Source organism: Bradyrhizobium hereditatis (assembly GCF_020329435.1).
GTDB classification, from domain to species: Bacteria; Pseudomonadota; Alphaproteobacteria; order Rhizobiales; family Xanthobacteraceae; genus Bradyrhizobium; species Bradyrhizobium hereditatis.
Map to the genome: position 1 here is coordinate 374,617 of NZ_JAGKJK010000008.1, position 15,121 is coordinate 389,737.

Consider the following 15,121-nt stretch of genomic DNA (forward strand, 5'->3'; position numbering starts at 1 on the left):
TTGACGGAATGTCGTTTCGACAGCCCTATGCCCGCGGCTACTTCAACGGTCATCCCGGTCACCCGTGGCGCTACCCGCACTCGACTCTCCGCACTGGAAAAGCCCCATTCGCGCGTTCGCGTGGGGGATGAGCTCGGTCGCCTCCACAGTGCTGACGCTGGTGCTGTTTGCGACCTATCTTTGGCATCGGCGCGCTGGCCCATGACAGCCATTTCAGCTTGGGTTGGGTGCTCGGCTCTACGCTCTTGGTCTGGGCGGGTCCTGCGCAGATCATCCTGATCTCGACGCTCGGCTCCGGCGCGACCGCGGTGCAGGCGGCGATTGCGGTGACGGTGAGCGCGATTCGCTTGTTTCCGATGGTGGTGTCGGTGCTGCCCCTGATGAAGACTCCGAAGACCAGGCGCCGTCATCTCGTGCTGGTGACGCATTTCATCGCGGTAACGCTGTGGGTCGAGTGCTACCGGCTGCTGCCGAAAGTGCCGCGCGAGCGCCGCATCGCGTTCACGCACGGGCTCGGCTGCGGCCTCGTCAGCGTCTGCATGGTCGCGACGACGCTCGGTTACGGCCTCGCCGCCAATCTGCCGCCGCTGTTTGCCGCGGCGATCCTGTTGCTGACGCCGCTGGCGTTCCTGCTGTCAACCGCGCGCAACTGCAGGCAGATATCGGATGTGCTGGCGCTGGTGCTGGGGCTTGCGCTGTTTCCGCTGATCTCGATGCTGCATACCGGCGTCGACATTCTGATCAGCGGCGTCACGGCCGGCACCATCGCCTATGGCGTGCATTGGTGGCGCGAGAGGGGGCACGCATGAGCGAGTTCTTCGGCAGTCCGCACGCGCTGTTGATCCTGGTCCTCGCCGGCTTTCTGCCCAACGAAATCTGGCGGATGGCCGGGCTGTGGTTCGGCGCCGGCGTCGACGAGGGTTCCGAAGTCCTCATCTGGGTGAGGGCGGTGGCAACCGCGATCCTCGCCGGCGTCATCGCGCAGATCCTGGTGCAGCCGCCGGGCGCGCTGGCCGGCGTGCCCGACTGGCTGCGCTACGGCGCGGTCGCCGCCGGCCTTGCGATGTTCATGCTGACGCGGCGCTCGATCTTCGCCGGCGTGGTCGCGGGCGAGGTTATCCTGCTGGCGGGCAAATGGTGGCTTGGTTGATTGTACGGCGCAAAATCCGGTACTGTCCCGCGCAAGACAGATCGCACGCGATCGAGCTCCACATACTGGGTAGGTAATGATTGAGGAAACTAAACTCCGCGAAGGGGAAGTTACCGTCGACATGCCGCCGGCCCGCGATGCCGGCCTCGTCTTCATCGGACGCATCCGCACACCCTGGACCTCGCGGCTGGAGACGCCGCGGCAAGGCCGCCATGACGGCCCGGTGTGCCGGCTCGAGATTTTCGAGCCGTGGGTGCCCGCAATCAAGGGCGTCGACTTCTATGAAAACCTCGAGGTGATCTACTGGCTGCACCAGTCGCGCCGCGACCTCGTGCTGCAAAGCCCGAAGGACAACCAGAAAACCCGCGGCACGTTTTCGCTGCGCTCGCCGGTGCGCCCCAATCCGATCGGCACGTCGATCGTGAAATTCGTCAAGATCGAGGGCAATGTCATCCTGGTGCGCGGCCTCGACTGCCTCGATGAGACGCCGCTCCTCGACGTCAAGCCTGACCGCTGCGAGTTCACGCCGCTGGCACAGCCGAAGGTGGGGGATTTTCAGACGGAGTAGGTTTCTCCCTCGTCATTGCGAGCGCAGCGAAGCAATCCATGTCTCCGCTTGCGGCGCGATGGATTGCTTCGCTGCGCTCGCAATGACGGGGTGAGACTGCCCGTCTACCCCAGCGCCGCGGCCAGCTTGGTTGCGTTCTCTTCCAACACCTTTACATCTTCCTTGCGGCTTGCGGGCGGCAGCAGGGCGACGCCGTCATGGCGCGGCATCACGTGCATGTGCAGGTGAAACACGACCTGGCCGCCGGCCGGCTCGTTGAATTGCTGCACGGTGATGCCGTCGGCGTTGAAGGCCTTCATCGCGGCGGCGGCGATCTTGTGGGCGGCGCGGGCGACATGGGCGTAGTCCTCGGGCGTGATGTCGAGGATGTTGCGGGCAGGCACCTTCGGAATAACAAGCGTATGGCCCGGCGAGCGCGGCATGATGTCGAGGAAGGCCAGCACATGGTCGTCCTCGTAAACCTTGTGGCAGGGAAACTCGCCGCGCAGGATTTTTGCGAAAGGGTTGTTGGTGTCATAAGCGGGCATGGCTTCTTCTTCCCTCGGGTTTGATCTCAATTTCACGTCGGACAGGTCAAGCCTCGTCGGCAGCCTTGCGGAACGGTCCGGCTTCCGTCAGCTCGCGCCCGACCTCAGCCACATACGCGCGCTCACGCTTCAGGTAGTCAGCGATCGCGCGGCGCAGATCGGGATCGGCGATGAAATGCGCGGAGTAGGTGGTTTGCGGCAGGTAGCCGCGCGCCAGCTTGTGCTCGCCCTGCGCGCCGGCCTCGACGATTTTCAGGCCGCGCTGGATCGCGAAATCGATCGCCTGATAGTAGCAGACCTCGAAATGCAGGAAGGGATGATGCTCGATCGCGCCCCAGTTGCGGCCGAACAGCGTATCGGAGCCGATGAAATTGATCGCGCCGGCGATCCAGCGGCCGTTGCGCTTGGCCATCACCAAGAGCACGTCGCGGCTCATGCTCTCGCCGATCAGCGAGAAGAATTTTCGGTTGAGATAAGGCCGGCCCCATTTGCGCGAGCCGGTCTCCATGTAAAACGCAAAGAACGCGTCCCAGGCGTCTTCGGTGATATCACTGCCGGTCAGATGATGAATCGTGATCCCGGCGGCGACGGCCTCGCGCCGTTCGCGCTTGATCGCCTTGCGATGCCGCGAGTTCAGCGACGTCAGGAAATCGTCGAACGTCGCGTACCCTTCATTGTGCCAATGAAACTGCTGATCATTCCGCAGCAGGAAGCCGTGCTGGCCCAAAAATTTCGCTTCACCCTCGCGGGCAAAGGTCACATGCACGGAAGAGGCGCCGGTCGCGTTGCACAGCGCCATCATCCCGCTCGCGAGCGCCGAGCCAATCCGCTCGCGGTCGACGCCGTCGCGGATCAACAGCCGCGGCCCGGTCGCGGGTGTGAACGGCACCGAGACCTGCAGCTTCGGATAATAGCGTCCGCCGGCGCGCTCATAGGCGTCGGCCCAGCCGCGGTCGAAGACGTATTCGCCTTGCGAATGGGATTTCAGATAGCAGGGCACGATGCCAACGATGTCGTTCCCCAGCCGCGCCAGGAGATGCCGAGCGGCCCAGCCGGTGCGGGGGCAGGCCGAGCCGGAGGCCTCGGCGGCTGCAAAAAATGCGTGTGAAACGAAGGGGTTATAGGTTGGCTTTGAAACGGCGCAGGAATGAAGCTCGCGCGGGGCCAGCGTATCGAGCTTTTCGAGACCGCCACGCGGATTGGCGCAGGCGTCCCAATCCGCAGCCTTGATGTCGCTGGCGGCGGGGACGGCTTCGAGGGTGATTTCGGATGATGCCATCTAGAACTTCAAACCGGTCCCATCATGCGATCAGCCATCGCCCATGTGGATCAATGCCCATGTGACCAACGCCTTGCAAAGATCGTGCATCGGCGGGGCGACTTCAAGGTGCGCGGCTGCAATCAGGTTCCGGCAGGAACCCCTCGAAGATCATCTGATCGGCGTAGCTTGCGGCGCGAGCACGCTGTTCCGGCGTACGCACCGTCCAGGCCAGCAGCGGCAGGCCGAAGATGTTGCGCGCGATCCAGGGCGCAGCCGCGGGCAGTTCGTCCACCCAATAGGCGACGAAATCCGGCCGGCTCCAGTAGGCGTGACGCAGATGCATCATGCCGCGACGCTGTTCAGGCGAAGCTTCCGGCCATTCCGCGGCGGTATATTCGCGCTCTGCCACGATGCCTCGGGCACGGCCGGGGATCAGTTCGCGCAGTGCCACCACCTGGTCCGGATCGAAGGACATGCCGACCGCAGGACCGTCATAGGAGGCGAGCACTTCCGCCATCCGCTTCACCAGCCGGCGGTCGCCGTCGAAATGGCTTTTCACCTCGATCACCAGCGGCACGCGGCCGGCGACGAGTGCGCAGAGTTCGCCAAGCGTCATCATCCGCTCCGGCGTGTTCTTGAACGTGACCGCCTTGAGCTCGGCCGCAGTTTTGCCGAGCAGCGCGCCGGAGCCTTCAGTCAGGCGGCCGAGCGCATTGTCATGATGCACCATCGCTTCGCCGTCGGACGAAAGCTGGATGTCGCATTCGATGGCGAAATTGCCGTCCACCGCAGCCTGCGCGGCGGCCGGCATGTTCTCGACGATGCCGCGCGCAATGTCATGCAGGCCGCGATGGGCGACCGGCCGTGCCGTCAGCCAGTCCGGCGCGCGCATGGCAGGCGCTCCGCTCAGGATACCTCGAAGATGGCGTCCACCTCGACCGCGGCATCCGAGGGCAGCGAGGCGACACCCACGGTGGTGCGGGCGTGCCGGCCCTTGTCGCCGAACGCGGTGACCATCAGGTCGGAAGCACCGTTGAGCACCTTGGGCCCGTCGAGAAAATCAGGCGCCGAATTGATGAAGCCACCGAGCCTGACCACCCGCACGACCTTGTCGAGGTCGCCGAGCGCGGCCTTGACCTGGGCCAGCAGGTTGACGCCACAGCCCTGTGCCGCGGCATAACCCTGTTCGATGGTGACGCCGGCCCCGAGCTTGCCCTTGGCGATCAGCTTGCCTTCGGCATTGGCGCAAACCTGGCCAGAAACGAACAGCAGATTGCCGCTACGCACGAAACCGACATAGTTCGCCATGGGGGTGCGCGGCTCGTTCAGAACGATGCCTTTCTCCGCCAGCTTCTGTTCGACCGTACCCGCCATTGTTTCTTGTCCCCACTTGAGATGTGACTGTTTCTAACCCGCGATCAGGCCGCACTGTTTCGCGCATCGCGCCGTTTGTTGCAAGCGAGGCGGGATTTGGCGGCGCAAGCCAAGCCCTCGGCGTCAATTCCCGTAGAAATGCCGAAAAACGGGGCAGCCCGGCGTCAATTTCCCGCGTTTCCGAACCCGCGCCCTAGTTGCGACGCAATGGAGCCATCACTAATGTAACGAATCTCCATCGAGGAAAACACAGGACATGGCTCGCTCGTTTCCGGTTCCGGTTCGTGCTTTGGCGTTCTCGGCTGCGGCCGTTTTACTCTCAGGCTTCGCGAACGAACCGGCGCTGGCCGGCGCCAGCGGGCCGTTTCTCGCCCACCAGGCGCTCTATGAGCTGAAGCTGGTCAAGTCGCGCGGGTCGAACGCGATCAACAGCGCGCGCGGCCGCATCCTCTATAATTTCTCCGGCAGCGCCTGCGAAGGCTACACGTCCGAATTCCGCCAGGTGTCGGAGCTCGATAGCGGCGAGGGCAGGCTGACACTGAGCGATCTGCGCTCGCATTCCTGGGAAGATGCTGCCGGAAAGAGCTATCGCTTCAAGATCGATTCGCGGATGAACGACACCGAGTCCGCGCCGGTCGACGGGATGGCCGAGCGGGTCGGCGACCGTATCAAGGTCAAGCTGAAACAGCCCGTGAACAAGACGTTCGAACTCGACGGCAAGATCGTGTTTCCGACCGAGCAGATCCAGCACATCATCGCCGCTGCGCGTGAGGGCAAGTCGGTGCTGGAACTGATGGTCTATGACGGCTCCGACAATGGCGAGAAGGTCTACAATACGTTGTCAGTAATCGGACAGCCGATTCCGGGCACCCGCAGCATCGCGGCGCCCGATCCCTCGACCGACAATGACCAGATGAAGGCGTTGACCCGCTGGCCGGTGACCGTGAGCTATTATGACCGCGACGCCAAGGCGAAAGACGGCGAGCAGACGCCGGTTTACGCAATGTCGTTCGAGCTGTTCGAGAACGGCGTCTCCCGCGCTCTGGTGCTCGATTACAACGATTTCGTGATTTCGGGCGCGATGGGTCGCTTCGACGTCAGGGACTCCAAGCCGTGTAAGTGACGGCACCGTCGAGCAGGTCGGCGCGCGGGCGCCTCAAGCTGATTTTCATCCGCGCGTGAAGTCGCCCGGCTTCAGTCCGAGCGCTTTGACCGCGGGCTCCGGAAGTGGCCCCCAGGCTTCGACCCTTTCGTTCGGAGCCATCATTGCACTGATAATCGCCTCGGCCCTGGCCGGATCCTGTTCAGCTACATAGTAGACCGAGCGAACGGGTGCTCCGCCGCCCAACGGTTCAGTTGTTACGAGGACAACCTGACCATTCGCCATGCCCCGATATACCACTGGCGCGGTGCCGTTTCCACGATGGTAAAGGGTGCCCGACCGCGCGCCCGCGGTGCAGCATGCAAGATGGGCGCGCCCATCTTGCAATGTTGGGGCGCGGCACCAATTACAAATCGTGGGATGCAGAATCGCTCTGGGAGCGAGGACGTGGCCAGCAAAAAAATGGCAGACGGAGGCCTTCCGGTCATTGCGCGCTTTGAGGTGCGCCACCGCAACTATCTCGCGCCAGACGGCTCGATTAACCGGCCGCTCCCTGCATTCGCCTCTGATGCCGATCTCCTCACCGCGCTCTATCGAGCGATGATGCTGCTGCGCAACTTTGACCGAAAGGCTGTCGCACTGCAGCGTACCGGTCGGCTCGGCACCTACGCCGTTTCGCTCGGCCAGGAGGCGGTGTCGGTCGGCATCGCCAGCGCGATGCGCGCAGACGACGTCCTGTTGCCCTCCTATCGCGACAACGGCGCGCTGATCTGGCGCGGGGTCAAGCTCGAGGAAATACTTCTTTTTTGGGGAGGGGATGAGCGAGGCAATGACTTCTCCGGCCCGGTCGAGGATTTCCCGTTTTGCGTTCCCGTCGGATCGCAGGCGCCGCACGCCGCGGGCGTGGCCTATGCCTTCAAGCTGCGCAAGCAGCCGCGCGTTGCCGTATGCATGTTCGGTGATGGCGCCACCTCGAAGGGTGACGTCTACGAGGCGATGAATTTTGCCGGGGTGCACAAGCTGCCGGTCGTGTTCGTCGCCACCAACAATCAATGGGCTATTTCCGTCCCGTTGCGACTACAGACCGGTTGCGAAACACTGGCGCAGAAAGCCATTGCCGCCGGCTTCACCGGCGAGCAGGTGGACGGCAGCGATGTTGTAGCGGTACGCGCCGCGGCCGAAGCCGCCATCGCCGCCGCCCGCGACGGCCAGGGCCCGCGCTTCATCGAGGCCATCACCTACCGCCTCGGCGATCATACGACCTCCGATGACGCGTTGCGCTATCGTTCGGCCGACGAAGTCCAGGCCCGCTGGAAGGAAGAGCCGATTACGCGCCTGCGGAGCTATCTCGTCGGCCAAAAAATGTGGAGCAAGGCGCAGGAGGAACAGCTTGCCGCGGAGTGCCATGAGCGCGTCGAGGCGGCGGTCGAGCGCTATCTGGCAACGGAGCCACGTCGACCCGAATCCATGTTCGATCATCTCTATGCCGATCTACCGGATGTCTATGCCGCGCAGCGCCGTGAACTTGCGGGAGAGGGCGATGTCTGAGGTGACGCTGGTCGAAGCCATCAATCTGGCGCTCGCCCGCGCGATGGAGGAGGATCCTGATGTCGTCGTGCTTGGCGAAGACGTCGGCATCAATGGTGGTGTCTTCCGCGCGACCGTCGGGCTGCAAACGCGTTTCGGCCCGGAGCGCGTCCTCGATACCCCGCTGGCCGAACTCCTGATCAGCGGGCTCTGCGTCGGCATGGCAGCACAGGGGTTGAAGCCCATAGGCGAGATCCAGTTTATGGGGTTTCTGTATCCCTGCATCGATCAACTGGTGAACCACGCCTCCCGAATCCGCAACCGCACCCAGGGGCGGCTCACCTGTCCAATGGTTCTGCGCACGCCACACGGCGCCGGCATTCGCGCGCCCGAGCATCATTCCGAAAGCACCGAGGCGATGCTCGCCCATATCCCCGGCCTGCGCGTTGTCATTCCTTCGTCGCCGGAGCGCGCATACGGGTTGCTTCTTGCGGCGATCCGCGACCCCGATCCGGTCGTATTTCTGGAGCCGACCCGCATCTATCGCGCGGCGAAAGGCGAGGTGGAAGACAACGGTGAAGCGCTGCCGCTGGATGTCGCCTTTGTCCTGCGCCAAGGCCGCGACATCACGCTAATCAGCTGGGGCGCGATGCTGAAGGAAACCATGGCGGCCGCCGACGCGCTGGCTGCCGAGGGCATCGCCGCCGAGGTCATCGATCTCGCCACGCTCAAGCCCTATGACGAAGCCACTGTGCTCGGCTCGCTCGCAAAAACCGGGCGTTGCATCATTGTGCACGAGGCGACGCGCACCGGCGGTTTCGGAGCCGAGATCGCCGCGCTGATCGCCGAGCGCGCCCTGACTTCGCTGCTTGCGCCTGTGGCTCGCGTCACCGGCTACGACACGGTCATTCCAATGGCCCGGCTTGAGCAGCACATGATTCCATCGGTCGATCGCATCGTCACGGCCGCGCGAAAGGCCTGCCAATATAATTGATTTCAGCGGACTTGTCCCATGCGCCAGTTCGTATTGCCGGATCTCGGAGAGGGTCTCGAAGAGGCGGAGATCGTAAACTGGTATGTCAACGAAGGCGATCACGTCGTCACCGATCAGCCGCTGGTTTCCGTCGAGACGGACAAGGCTGTCGTCGAGGTACCCTCGCCGTCGAGCGGACGTATCCAGCACCTGTTCGGCGCCAAGGGAGATGTGATCAAGGTCGGCGCGCCGCTCGTCGAGTTTGCTGAAGGTCCCGAGCAAGACACCGGTACGATTGTCGGCGAACTTGGCCCTGGCGAGCCACCAGCTGCGGCAGCTGCACCTTCCAGGCGAACGACCGGACAGAAGGGGCAAGTTTTTCCGGCGGTACGTGCGCTCGCACGCAAGCTCGATGTCGATCTCGATCTCGTCGAAGCCACCGGACCCGACGGCACCATTACGCGTGCGGATGTCGAACGTGCCGCAAGGTGTTTGTCTCAAACTGGACCCGCCGAACCCTTGCGCGGTTTGCGGCGCGCGATGGCCCAGCGCATGACGACGGCTCATGCCGAGATCGTCCCTGCGGGGGTCACCGACGAGGCCGATATCGACGATTGGCGAACCGGTGAGGATGTGACGATCCGACTGGTGCGCGCGATCGCGGTCGCCTGCAAGACCGAGCCTGCGCTCAATGCCTGGTACAATTCCGGTGCGGGTGAACGGCGTCTGATCGATCGCATCGATCTCGGCATCGCCGTCGATACCGGTGGCGGCCTGATCGTTCCCGTGTTGCGCAATGTCGCAGAGCGGGACGTGTCAGACCTCCGAACCGGGCTTGACCGGATGCGGGCTGACGCTATCGCGCGCTCGATACCTCCGGAAGAACTGCGCGGGGCGACGATAACGCTGTCGAATTTCGGAATGATCGGAGGCCGTTTCGCCAGCCTGATCGTCGTACCGCCACAAGTCGCGATCATCGGCGCCGGCCGCATTACCCAAGGGGTAGTAGCGTATCGGGGCCAGCCGGCGGTCAGGCGCGTGCTGCCATTGTCGCTCACCTTTGACCATCGCGTGGTGACGGGCGGAGAAGCCGCTCGCTTCCTGGTGGCTCTCAAGGCGGATCTCGAGCAGTTCTCGTGAGACGGCTGCGCGCAGGACCTCCATACGAGTATATTGAGGTCCGACGAGGCGATCTCCATATCATTTCGATAAGGGAGTCCTTGCTGTGCAGAGTGTACAGGCGACTCTTGTTGCAGCCGCTGCAGCGGTAGCTCTGGTTGCTTCTCCCCTTACCGCCGCAGCGGGGGAGAACGATAGCAAGCTTGCGCTGACCATCTCGGTCGACGGAGCGATCGGACCGGCAACGGCCCGTTACGTGAAGGACGCTCTGACCAAGGCAAGCGAACGACGTGCCGCGGTTGTTGTTCTGCGCATGAATACACCGGGCGGTCTCGCAACCAGCATGCGCGAGATTATCGCAGACGTGCTGGCCTCGCGCGTTCCCGTGGTCGGTTACGTTGCGCCCTCCGGGGCCCACGCGGCCAGCGCCGGAACCTATATCATTTACGCTACACATATCGCGGCGATGGCGCCGGGCACCAATATCGGAGCGGCGACGCCGGTGCAGGTTGGCGGTCCGTTGCCAGGTCTGCCGGACGCCATCCCTGACAAGAACGATAAAGGCAAGAAGGACGACGGCGATCAAAAGCCGAAGACGAAGGATGCCATGATGGCGAAGGCGACGAACGACGCGGTCGCCTTGATCCGCAGTCTTGCCGAGTTGCGAGGCCGCAATGCCGATTGGGCGGAGAAGGCGGTGCGGGAGGCCGCCAGCCTTTCCGCCAATGCCGCATTGCAGGCGAACGTCATCGACGTCATCGCACGCGACCCTGCCGAACTGCTCAAGCAGATCGATGGTCGCAGGGTCGAGGTTGCGGGTGGCGAGACGCAGCAACTGACGACCAGGGACGCCGCGCGTGAAGCAATTGATCCCGGATGGATCTCACAATTCCTCGCGGTCATCACCAATCCTAACGTTGCGCTGATTTTGCTCCTGGTCGGCATCTATGGCTTGATTTTCGAATTCACTTCGCCCGGCGCGGTCGCTCCTGGCGTCGTAGGCACGATCTGCCTGCTGCTTGGCCTCTATGCCCTCAACCTGCTGCCGATAAACTACGCCGGTCTCGCCTTGATGGTGGTCGGGATCGTGCTACTGACCATCGAAGTCTTCAACCCGACCGTGGTTCTCGGCCTCGGCGGCATCACCGCCTTTGTGCTCGGAGCGATTATGCTCTTCGACTTCGAAGCGCCGGGCTACCGGCTGTCGTGGCCGGTCGTCGGAATCACGGCGGCAATGTTTACTGGTCTTGTTCTGATCGTACTCAGATCGCTTCGTCGCGCCGGTAAGGGTCCGATATGGGTGGGTGCACAAGCGATGCGTGGCCTATCTGCCCAGGTTATCGACTGGTCCGAGAATGAGGGCCACGTCTTCGCGCAAGGTGAACGCTGGCAAGCGCGCGGCGCTGAAGCCTTCAAGCCGGGAGAGGTGGTCGAGGTAGCCAACGTCATAGACTTGACGCTGGTGGTGCGGCGCCGGCCGGCGCTGACCGGCAAGGAGGTACATCATGACGCTTGAATATTTGACCTACGCATCGATTGCGGTGCTCGTGGTCCTGTTTCTGTCCTCGGCTATTCGTATCTTGCGGGAATACGAGCGCGGCGTCATCTTCACGCTCGGCCGTTTCACCGGAGTGAAGGGCCCGGGTCTCATTATCCTGATCCCGGTTGTGCAGCAGATGGTGAAAGCCGACCTCAGGGTGATGGTACAGGTAGTGCCGCCACAGGATGTGATTTCACGCGACAACGTTTCGGTCAAGGTCAATGCGGTTCTTTATTTCCGCATCGTTGACGCCGAGCGCGCGATCATCAAGGTGGGCGATTACATGGCCGCGACCAGCCAGCTGGCGCAAACCACGCTGCGGTCGGTACTCGGCAAGCACGAGCTGGATGAGATGCTTGCCGAACGGGACCGACTTAACGCCGATGTCCAGGAGATCCTTGATCAGCAGACCGACGCCTGGGGTATCAAGGTCACCACTGTCGAGATCAAGGATGTCGATCTCAATGAAACCATGGTGCGCGCGATTGCCAAGCAGGCCGAGGCAGAACGGTTGCGGCGCGCCAAAGTGATCAATGCAATGGGCGAGCAGCAGGCCGCCGAGAAGCTTGTCGAGGCCGGCCGCATCCTCTCGCAGCAGCCGCAGGCGATGCAGCTGCGCTATTTTGCGGCGCTGCACGACGTGGCCGGCGAGCGATCCTCGACTGTGGTCTTTCCGTTGCCGATGGATCTGCTTGGCCACGTGACCGGGCGGCGCAGCGAAGCGACGTGACCTTGGTTGTCGCCGGCAACAAGCCGATCGCGTGATGCCGCCCGACCACGAACGTTGATCTATCGGTTGCAGCCGGACAATCGGCCGGAAAGTTCGGCTGACGCCGACAATCAGGGAGAGCCACGATGGTTACCTATGTCGTGCTTGGCAATTTCACCGACCAGGGAATCCGCGCTGCCAAGGATTCACCGAAGCGGGCAGAAGCTTTCAAGAAGATGGCCGAGACCTTTGGGATCACCGTAAAGGAGCTGTTCTGGACGCAGGGACGGTATGATTTGGTGACCATCCTCGAGGCGCCGGATGAATCGTCCGTCATGACGCTTAGCTTGAGTCTTGGCGCGCTGGGTAACGTTCGCACCGAATCCTTGCGGGCCTTTTCGGCGACGGACATGGCCGGTATCGTCGGGAAGATGCTCTGACCGGCGTCCCAATCCGCCTCAGGGAGGATTTGACGCCTGCCGCTCGACTTCTCGAACAGAGGCCCGCGCGCGCGGCAACTCGCGATCATCCTCCTCGGACTCGAACTGCTCCTTGAAGATGCCCCGTAGCAACCGCCAGAGTTCACGGTGGCCGGCAGTTTGACCGCCTTGCGTCAGGTATGCCGGGATATCCATGACCTCCGTTCGGTAGTCCACCGCCCCACGGATATGCGGATCGAGCCGGGTCCACTCATGTTCGACATACAAGCGCTTGGTATCGGTGTCGAAGACCAGGTTCCAGAAATCCAGTTCGGTGACCTCCGGGCCTTTGACCTGCCGGTGCAACTCCCGTTTCAAGAAGGCCATTTTCCGCTCCTTTTTGCCTGAGGGGCCTGGAAGGCGTCCGGACTTATGTGCCCTGTACGAATTGGAGACTTGATAGAAATCTGATCATTTCCTTGCCGGTTCAAGCCCGGATAGTTGAATATTTTCCTTGAGGGGCTGGGCAATTCGGCGCCGTGAATTCCAAGTCCTGCAATTGAGAGGCTCGCTCTTGCAGCCATCCCTCAGAGCATGTGCGTGTGTCGCGTCCTGTGAGGACAAGTCCGGCCGAGAGCGCCGGACCCGGATACGCTTTCGGCCTAACCATGCACATCAGGGAGGCGCAACATGAGCAAGATCGAGAAACTTCGGCCAAGCGGTCTGCACCACAACCCGGCTTACTCCCACGTCGTCACCGCCACGGGCGCGCGCACGATCTATATCGCCGGGCAGGTCTCCACCGACGAGGAGGGACGAGTAGTTGGCGAGGGCGACCTGGCAGCGCAGACCACACAGGTGATGCACAATATCGGCCTGGCTCTGAAATCTGCCGGCGCGACCTATGCCGATATCGTGAAGATCACCACCTTCGTCGTGGGCTACAAGCCGGAGCTTCGTCCCATCATCGGCAAGGCGCGCTCGGCCTTCTTTGAAGGCATGGAGCCGCCGGCGAGCACGCTTGTCGGTGTTACGGCGCTTGCGGCTCCTGAGTGGCTCATCGAGATCGAGGCCGTGGCCGTCGTGGATTGATGTTTCGGGGTGCAACTGCGGGGCGCAAACACTCATGCAGCCACTCCGTCATTGCGAGCGCAGCGAAGCAATCCATGGCGCGGCATAACGGCTAAATGGATTGCTTCGTCGCTTTGCTCCTCGCAATGACGGGGAGGGAGCTTGCTACTCTTCTTCCCCCTCATCCTCCTTCGCCGGCCCGTTATACGCAATGCCCCGGATCACGGCGGCATTGCCGAATTTCTTCCGCAGGTCATCCATCGCGCGCTCGGCATGGGCGGAGCGGCGGTCGAGCATGTCGGTGTCGTCGCCTCGCGATCCCTCGCGCAGCGCGCTGACGCCGGTGCCCATCAGGCGGAAAGCGGTGCCGTCGATCTCCTTCGCCAGCATCTCGCGCGACACCGCAAAGATCTTCGCGGCGAGCTGGGTCGGCGTCTGAATGGATTGCGAGCGGGTGCGCTGCCTGAAATCGGCGGTCTTCAGCTTCAGCGTGATAGTGCAGCCGGCAAGATTACCGTTCTTCAGGCGCGACGACACCTTTTCCGACAGCCGCCATAGCAGCCGTTCCAGCGTGGCGAAATCCCTGATGTCGTTTTCGAAGGTGGTCTCGCTCGATATCGTCTTGGCGCCGCGGTCCGGCACCACGCTGCGATCGTCGATGCCGCGCGCCAGCCGCCACAGCCGGCGGCCTTCGCCGCCGAACTGCTTCATCAGTTCGACCTCGTCGGCGCGCTGCAGGTCGGCAATGCTGCGAAAGCCCCGCTGCAGCAGCTTTTCCTGCGTTGCCGGCCCAACGCCATAGATGAAGCCGACCGGCTTGTCCGCCAGCATCTCTCGGGCCTCATCCTGGTCGAGCGCGGCAAAGCCGCGCGGCTTGTCGAGATCGGAGGCAATCTTGGCCAGAAACTTGTTGCAGGACAGCCCGACCGACACGGTGATGCCGATGTCGCGCTCGACGTCGCGAGCAAAGCGCGCCAGCACCTTTGCGGGAATCATGCCATGGACGCGCTGTGTGCCGGAAAGATCCAGGAACGCCTCGTCGATCGACAGCGGTTCCACCAGCGGCGTCAGCGTCTGCATGGCATGCCGCACCTCGCGGCCGACGCGGACATATTTCGCCATATCGGGCGGAATCACGATCGCCTGGGGGCAGAGCGCCAGCGCCTTGAACATCGGCATCGCCGAGCGCACGCCATACGTACGCGCGATATAGCAGGCCGCCGACACCACGCCGCGCTTGCCGCCGCCGATGATCACGGGCTTGTCGGCGAGTTCCGGATTGTCGCGCTTCTCCACCGTGGCGTAGAATGCGTCGCAATCGATGTGCGCCAGCGTGAGCGAAGGCAGATTGCGGTGGCGGACAAGGCGCGGGGAACCGCACATGCCGCATCGCTTGGCCTTGATATCTAGGTCGCCGAGACAATCCCGGCAGAAGGCGCGCGGAGCTTGCGCCGGCGCGCTCACGGCACGTCGCGCTCCCATTTCGGGTCGCCCAGCACTTCGCGGGCGGCGGCAATGTTGGTCGGATGGAGTTGCGAGGCGCTCGCAAATGCCCTGACGGTGGCGTCGTCGCGCATGACGAAATCGAGCACGGAAGCCAGAAATTGCGGGTCAGCCGCAGCCGTGCGGAGCGTCTCCGGACCGATGCCGGTTTCGGCCAAAAACAGGCCCAGCCGCTCGGGGTCGCCGGCGATGAAACTCAGCGCTTGAACCGCAACGATTTCAGCCACTTCGCGTGGGTTGTGAACAGGCTTTTTCAACAGACAATTTGCCTTTCCATT

The 15,121-nt window shown here is 63.0% G+C and carries 17 protein-coding genes and 1 pseudogene; 11 read left to right on the top strand and 7 right to left on the bottom strand.

Features of this window, described 5'->3' with window-relative positions:
- Window positions 1-64: 64 nt before the first annotated feature.
- The 3 genes and pseudogenes from J6524_RS21090 to tsaA all read left to right on the top strand — a co-directional run bounded on the left by J6524_RS21090 (window position 65) and on the right by tsaA (window position 1,718).
- Window positions 65-809 (top strand): annotated as a pseudogene (locus J6524_RS21090) (AzlC family ABC transporter permease).
- Window positions 806-1,150 (top strand): branched-chain amino acid transport AzlD family protein, encoded by a 345-nt coding sequence (locus J6524_RS21095; RefSeq protein WP_225673972.1) that lies wholly within the window; start codon window positions 806-808, stop codon window positions 1,148-1,150. Before J6524_RS21090 ends, J6524_RS21095 begins: the two are co-directional and overlap by 4 nt.
- 76 nt (window positions 1,151-1,226) lie before the next feature.
- Window positions 1,227-1,718 carry a tRNA (N6-threonylcarbamoyladenosine(37)-N6)-methyltransferase TrmO gene (tsaA, locus tag J6524_RS21100; RefSeq protein WP_225673973.1) on the top strand — a complete coding sequence of 164 codons (492 nt, stop codon included), beginning with the start codon at window positions 1,227-1,229 and terminating at the stop codon, window positions 1,716-1,718.
- A 104-nt stretch (window positions 1,719-1,822) separates the two neighbouring features.
- Here the strand turns inward: tsaA and J6524_RS21105 are convergent, their stop codons facing one another.
- The 4 genes from J6524_RS21105 to J6524_RS21120 all read right to left on the bottom strand — a co-directional run bounded on the left by J6524_RS21105 (window position 1,823) and on the right by J6524_RS21120 (window position 4,880).
- Window positions 1,823-2,245, bottom strand: a complete 423-nt coding sequence (locus J6524_RS21105; protein WP_225673975.1) for an HIT domain-containing protein — start codon at window positions 2,243-2,245, stop codon at window positions 1,823-1,825.
- A gap of 46 nt (window positions 2,246-2,291) precedes the next feature.
- A complete protein-coding gene (locus J6524_RS21110; protein ID WP_225673977.1) occupies window positions 2,292-3,524 on the bottom strand; it encodes a GNAT family N-acetyltransferase in 1,233 nt (410 codons plus the stop codon).
- 103 nt (window positions 3,525-3,627) lie between these two features.
- Window positions 3,628-4,398, bottom strand: coding sequence for a glycerophosphodiester phosphodiesterase family protein (locus tag J6524_RS21115; RefSeq protein ID WP_225673979.1), 771 nt, complete (start codon window positions 4,396-4,398; stop codon window positions 3,628-3,630).
- A 14-nt stretch (window positions 4,399-4,412) separates the two neighbouring features.
- On the bottom strand, window positions 4,413-4,880 hold the full coding sequence (locus J6524_RS21120; protein WP_225673981.1) for a RidA family protein: 468 nt from the start codon (window positions 4,878-4,880) through the stop codon (window positions 4,413-4,415).
- A 256-nt stretch (window positions 4,881-5,136) separates the two neighbouring features.
- On the opposite strand from J6524_RS21120, the gene J6524_RS21125 reads away from it, so the two are divergent.
- The 7 genes from J6524_RS21125 (at window position 5,137) to J6524_RS21155 (ending at window position 12,290) form a co-directional block, all read left to right on the top strand.
- Window positions 5,137-6,003, top strand: coding sequence for a cell envelope integrity EipB family protein (locus tag J6524_RS21125; protein ID WP_225673983.1), 867 nt, complete (start codon window positions 5,137-5,139; stop codon window positions 6,001-6,003).
- Window positions 6,004-6,444: 441 nt separating this feature from the next.
- Window positions 6,445-7,530 carry a pyruvate dehydrogenase (acetyl-transferring) E1 component subunit alpha gene (pdhA, locus tag J6524_RS21130; RefSeq protein WP_249789565.1) on the top strand — a complete coding sequence of 362 codons (1,086 nt, stop codon included), beginning with the start codon at window positions 6,445-6,447 and terminating at the stop codon, window positions 7,528-7,530.
- Entirely contained in the window at window positions 7,523-8,503 is a 981-nt protein-coding gene (locus tag J6524_RS21135) for an alpha-ketoacid dehydrogenase subunit beta (protein ID WP_225673987.1), read from the top strand. Before pdhA ends, J6524_RS21135 begins: the two co-directional genes overlap by 8 nt.
- An 18-nt stretch (window positions 8,504-8,521) precedes the next feature.
- Entirely contained in the window at window positions 8,522-9,622 is a 1,101-nt protein-coding gene (locus tag J6524_RS21140; RefSeq protein ID WP_225673989.1) for a dihydrolipoamide acetyltransferase family protein, read from the top strand.
- Between the two features lie 85 nt (window positions 9,623-9,707).
- Window positions 9,708-11,117, top strand: a complete 1,410-nt coding sequence (locus J6524_RS21145) for an NfeD family protein (protein ID WP_225673991.1) — start codon at window positions 9,708-9,710, stop codon at window positions 11,115-11,117.
- The gene (locus tag J6524_RS21150) at window positions 11,107-11,871 is read left to right on the top strand and encodes a slipin family protein (protein WP_225673993.1); all 765 of its coding nucleotides are present in this window, start codon (window positions 11,107-11,109) and stop codon (window positions 11,869-11,871) included. The genes J6524_RS21145 and J6524_RS21150 overlap by 11 nt, the downstream gene beginning before the upstream one ends.
- 125 nt (window positions 11,872-11,996) lie before the next feature.
- Window positions 11,997-12,290, top strand: coding sequence for a GYD domain-containing protein (locus tag J6524_RS21155; protein WP_225673995.1), 294 nt, complete (start codon window positions 11,997-11,999; stop codon window positions 12,288-12,290).
- 18 nt (window positions 12,291-12,308) lie between these two features.
- Here the strand turns inward: J6524_RS21155 and J6524_RS21160 are convergent, their stop codons facing one another.
- Window positions 12,309-12,656 carry a hypothetical protein gene (locus J6524_RS21160; protein ID WP_225673997.1) on the bottom strand — a complete coding sequence of 116 codons (348 nt, stop codon included), beginning with the start codon at window positions 12,654-12,656 and terminating at the stop codon, window positions 12,309-12,311.
- 303 nt (window positions 12,657-12,959) lie between these two features.
- Here J6524_RS21160 and J6524_RS21165 point away from each other — a divergent pair, with 303 nt between their 5' ends.
- The gene (locus J6524_RS21165) at window positions 12,960-13,361 is read left to right on the top strand and encodes a RidA family protein (protein WP_225673999.1); all 402 of its coding nucleotides are present in this window, start codon (window positions 12,960-12,962) and stop codon (window positions 13,359-13,361) included.
- A 144-nt stretch (window positions 13,362-13,505) separates the two neighbouring features.
- Here J6524_RS21165 and J6524_RS21170 read toward each other — a convergent pair whose 3' ends face one another.
- Window positions 13,506-14,822 (bottom strand): DNA polymerase IV, encoded by a 1,317-nt coding sequence (locus tag J6524_RS21170; protein ID WP_225674001.1) that lies wholly within the window; start codon window positions 14,820-14,822, stop codon window positions 13,506-13,508.
- Window positions 14,801-15,100 (bottom strand): DUF3572 domain-containing protein, encoded by a 300-nt coding sequence (locus tag J6524_RS21175; RefSeq protein WP_225674003.1) that lies wholly within the window; start codon window positions 15,098-15,100, stop codon window positions 14,801-14,803. Before J6524_RS21175 ends, J6524_RS21170 begins: the two co-directional genes overlap by 22 nt.
- Between the last annotated feature and the right edge of the window lie 21 nt (window positions 15,101-15,121).

Coding starts and splice junctions, on each gene's coding strand:
- J6524_RS21095 (WP_225673972.1), top strand. CDS start 806: ATGAGCGAGTTCTTCGGCAGTCCGCACGCGCTGTTGATCCTGGTCCTC.
- tsaA (WP_225673973.1), top strand. CDS start 1,227: ATGATTGAGGAAACTAAACTCCGCGAAGGGGAAGTTACCGTCGACATG.
- J6524_RS21105 (WP_225673975.1), bottom strand. CDS start 2,245: ATGCCCGCTTATGACACCAACAACCCTTTCGCAAAAATCCTGCGCGGC.
- J6524_RS21110 (WP_225673977.1), bottom strand. CDS start 3,524: ATGGCATCATCCGAAATCACCCTCGAAGCCGTCCCCGCCGCCAGCGAC.
- J6524_RS21115 (WP_225673979.1), bottom strand. CDS start 4,398: ATGCGCGCGCCGGACTGGCTGACGGCACGGCCGGTCGCCCATCGCGGC.
- J6524_RS21120 (WP_225673981.1), bottom strand. CDS start 4,880: ATGGCGGGTACGGTCGAACAGAAGCTGGCGGAGAAAGGCATCGTTCTG.
- J6524_RS21125 (WP_225673983.1), top strand. CDS start 5,137: ATGGCTCGCTCGTTTCCGGTTCCGGTTCGTGCTTTGGCGTTCTCGGCT.
- pdhA (WP_249789565.1), top strand. CDS start 6,445: ATGGCAGACGGAGGCCTTCCGGTCATTGCGCGCTTTGAGGTGCGCCAC.
- J6524_RS21135 (WP_225673987.1), top strand. CDS start 7,523: ATGTCTGAGGTGACGCTGGTCGAAGCCATCAATCTGGCGCTCGCCCGC.
- J6524_RS21140 (WP_225673989.1), top strand. CDS start 8,522: ATGCGCCAGTTCGTATTGCCGGATCTCGGAGAGGGTCTCGAAGAGGCG.
- J6524_RS21150 (WP_225673993.1), top strand. CDS start 11,107: ATGACGCTTGAATATTTGACCTACGCATCGATTGCGGTGCTCGTGGTC.
- J6524_RS21155 (WP_225673995.1), top strand. CDS start 11,997: ATGGTTACCTATGTCGTGCTTGGCAATTTCACCGACCAGGGAATCCGC.
- J6524_RS21160 (WP_225673997.1), bottom strand. CDS start 12,656: ATGGCCTTCTTGAAACGGGAGTTGCACCGGCAGGTCAAAGGCCCGGAG.
- J6524_RS21165 (WP_225673999.1), top strand. CDS start 12,960: ATGAGCAAGATCGAGAAACTTCGGCCAAGCGGTCTGCACCACAACCCG.
- J6524_RS21170 (WP_225674001.1), bottom strand. CDS start 14,822: ATGGGAGCGCGACGTGCCGTGAGCGCGCCGGCGCAAGCTCCGCGCGCC.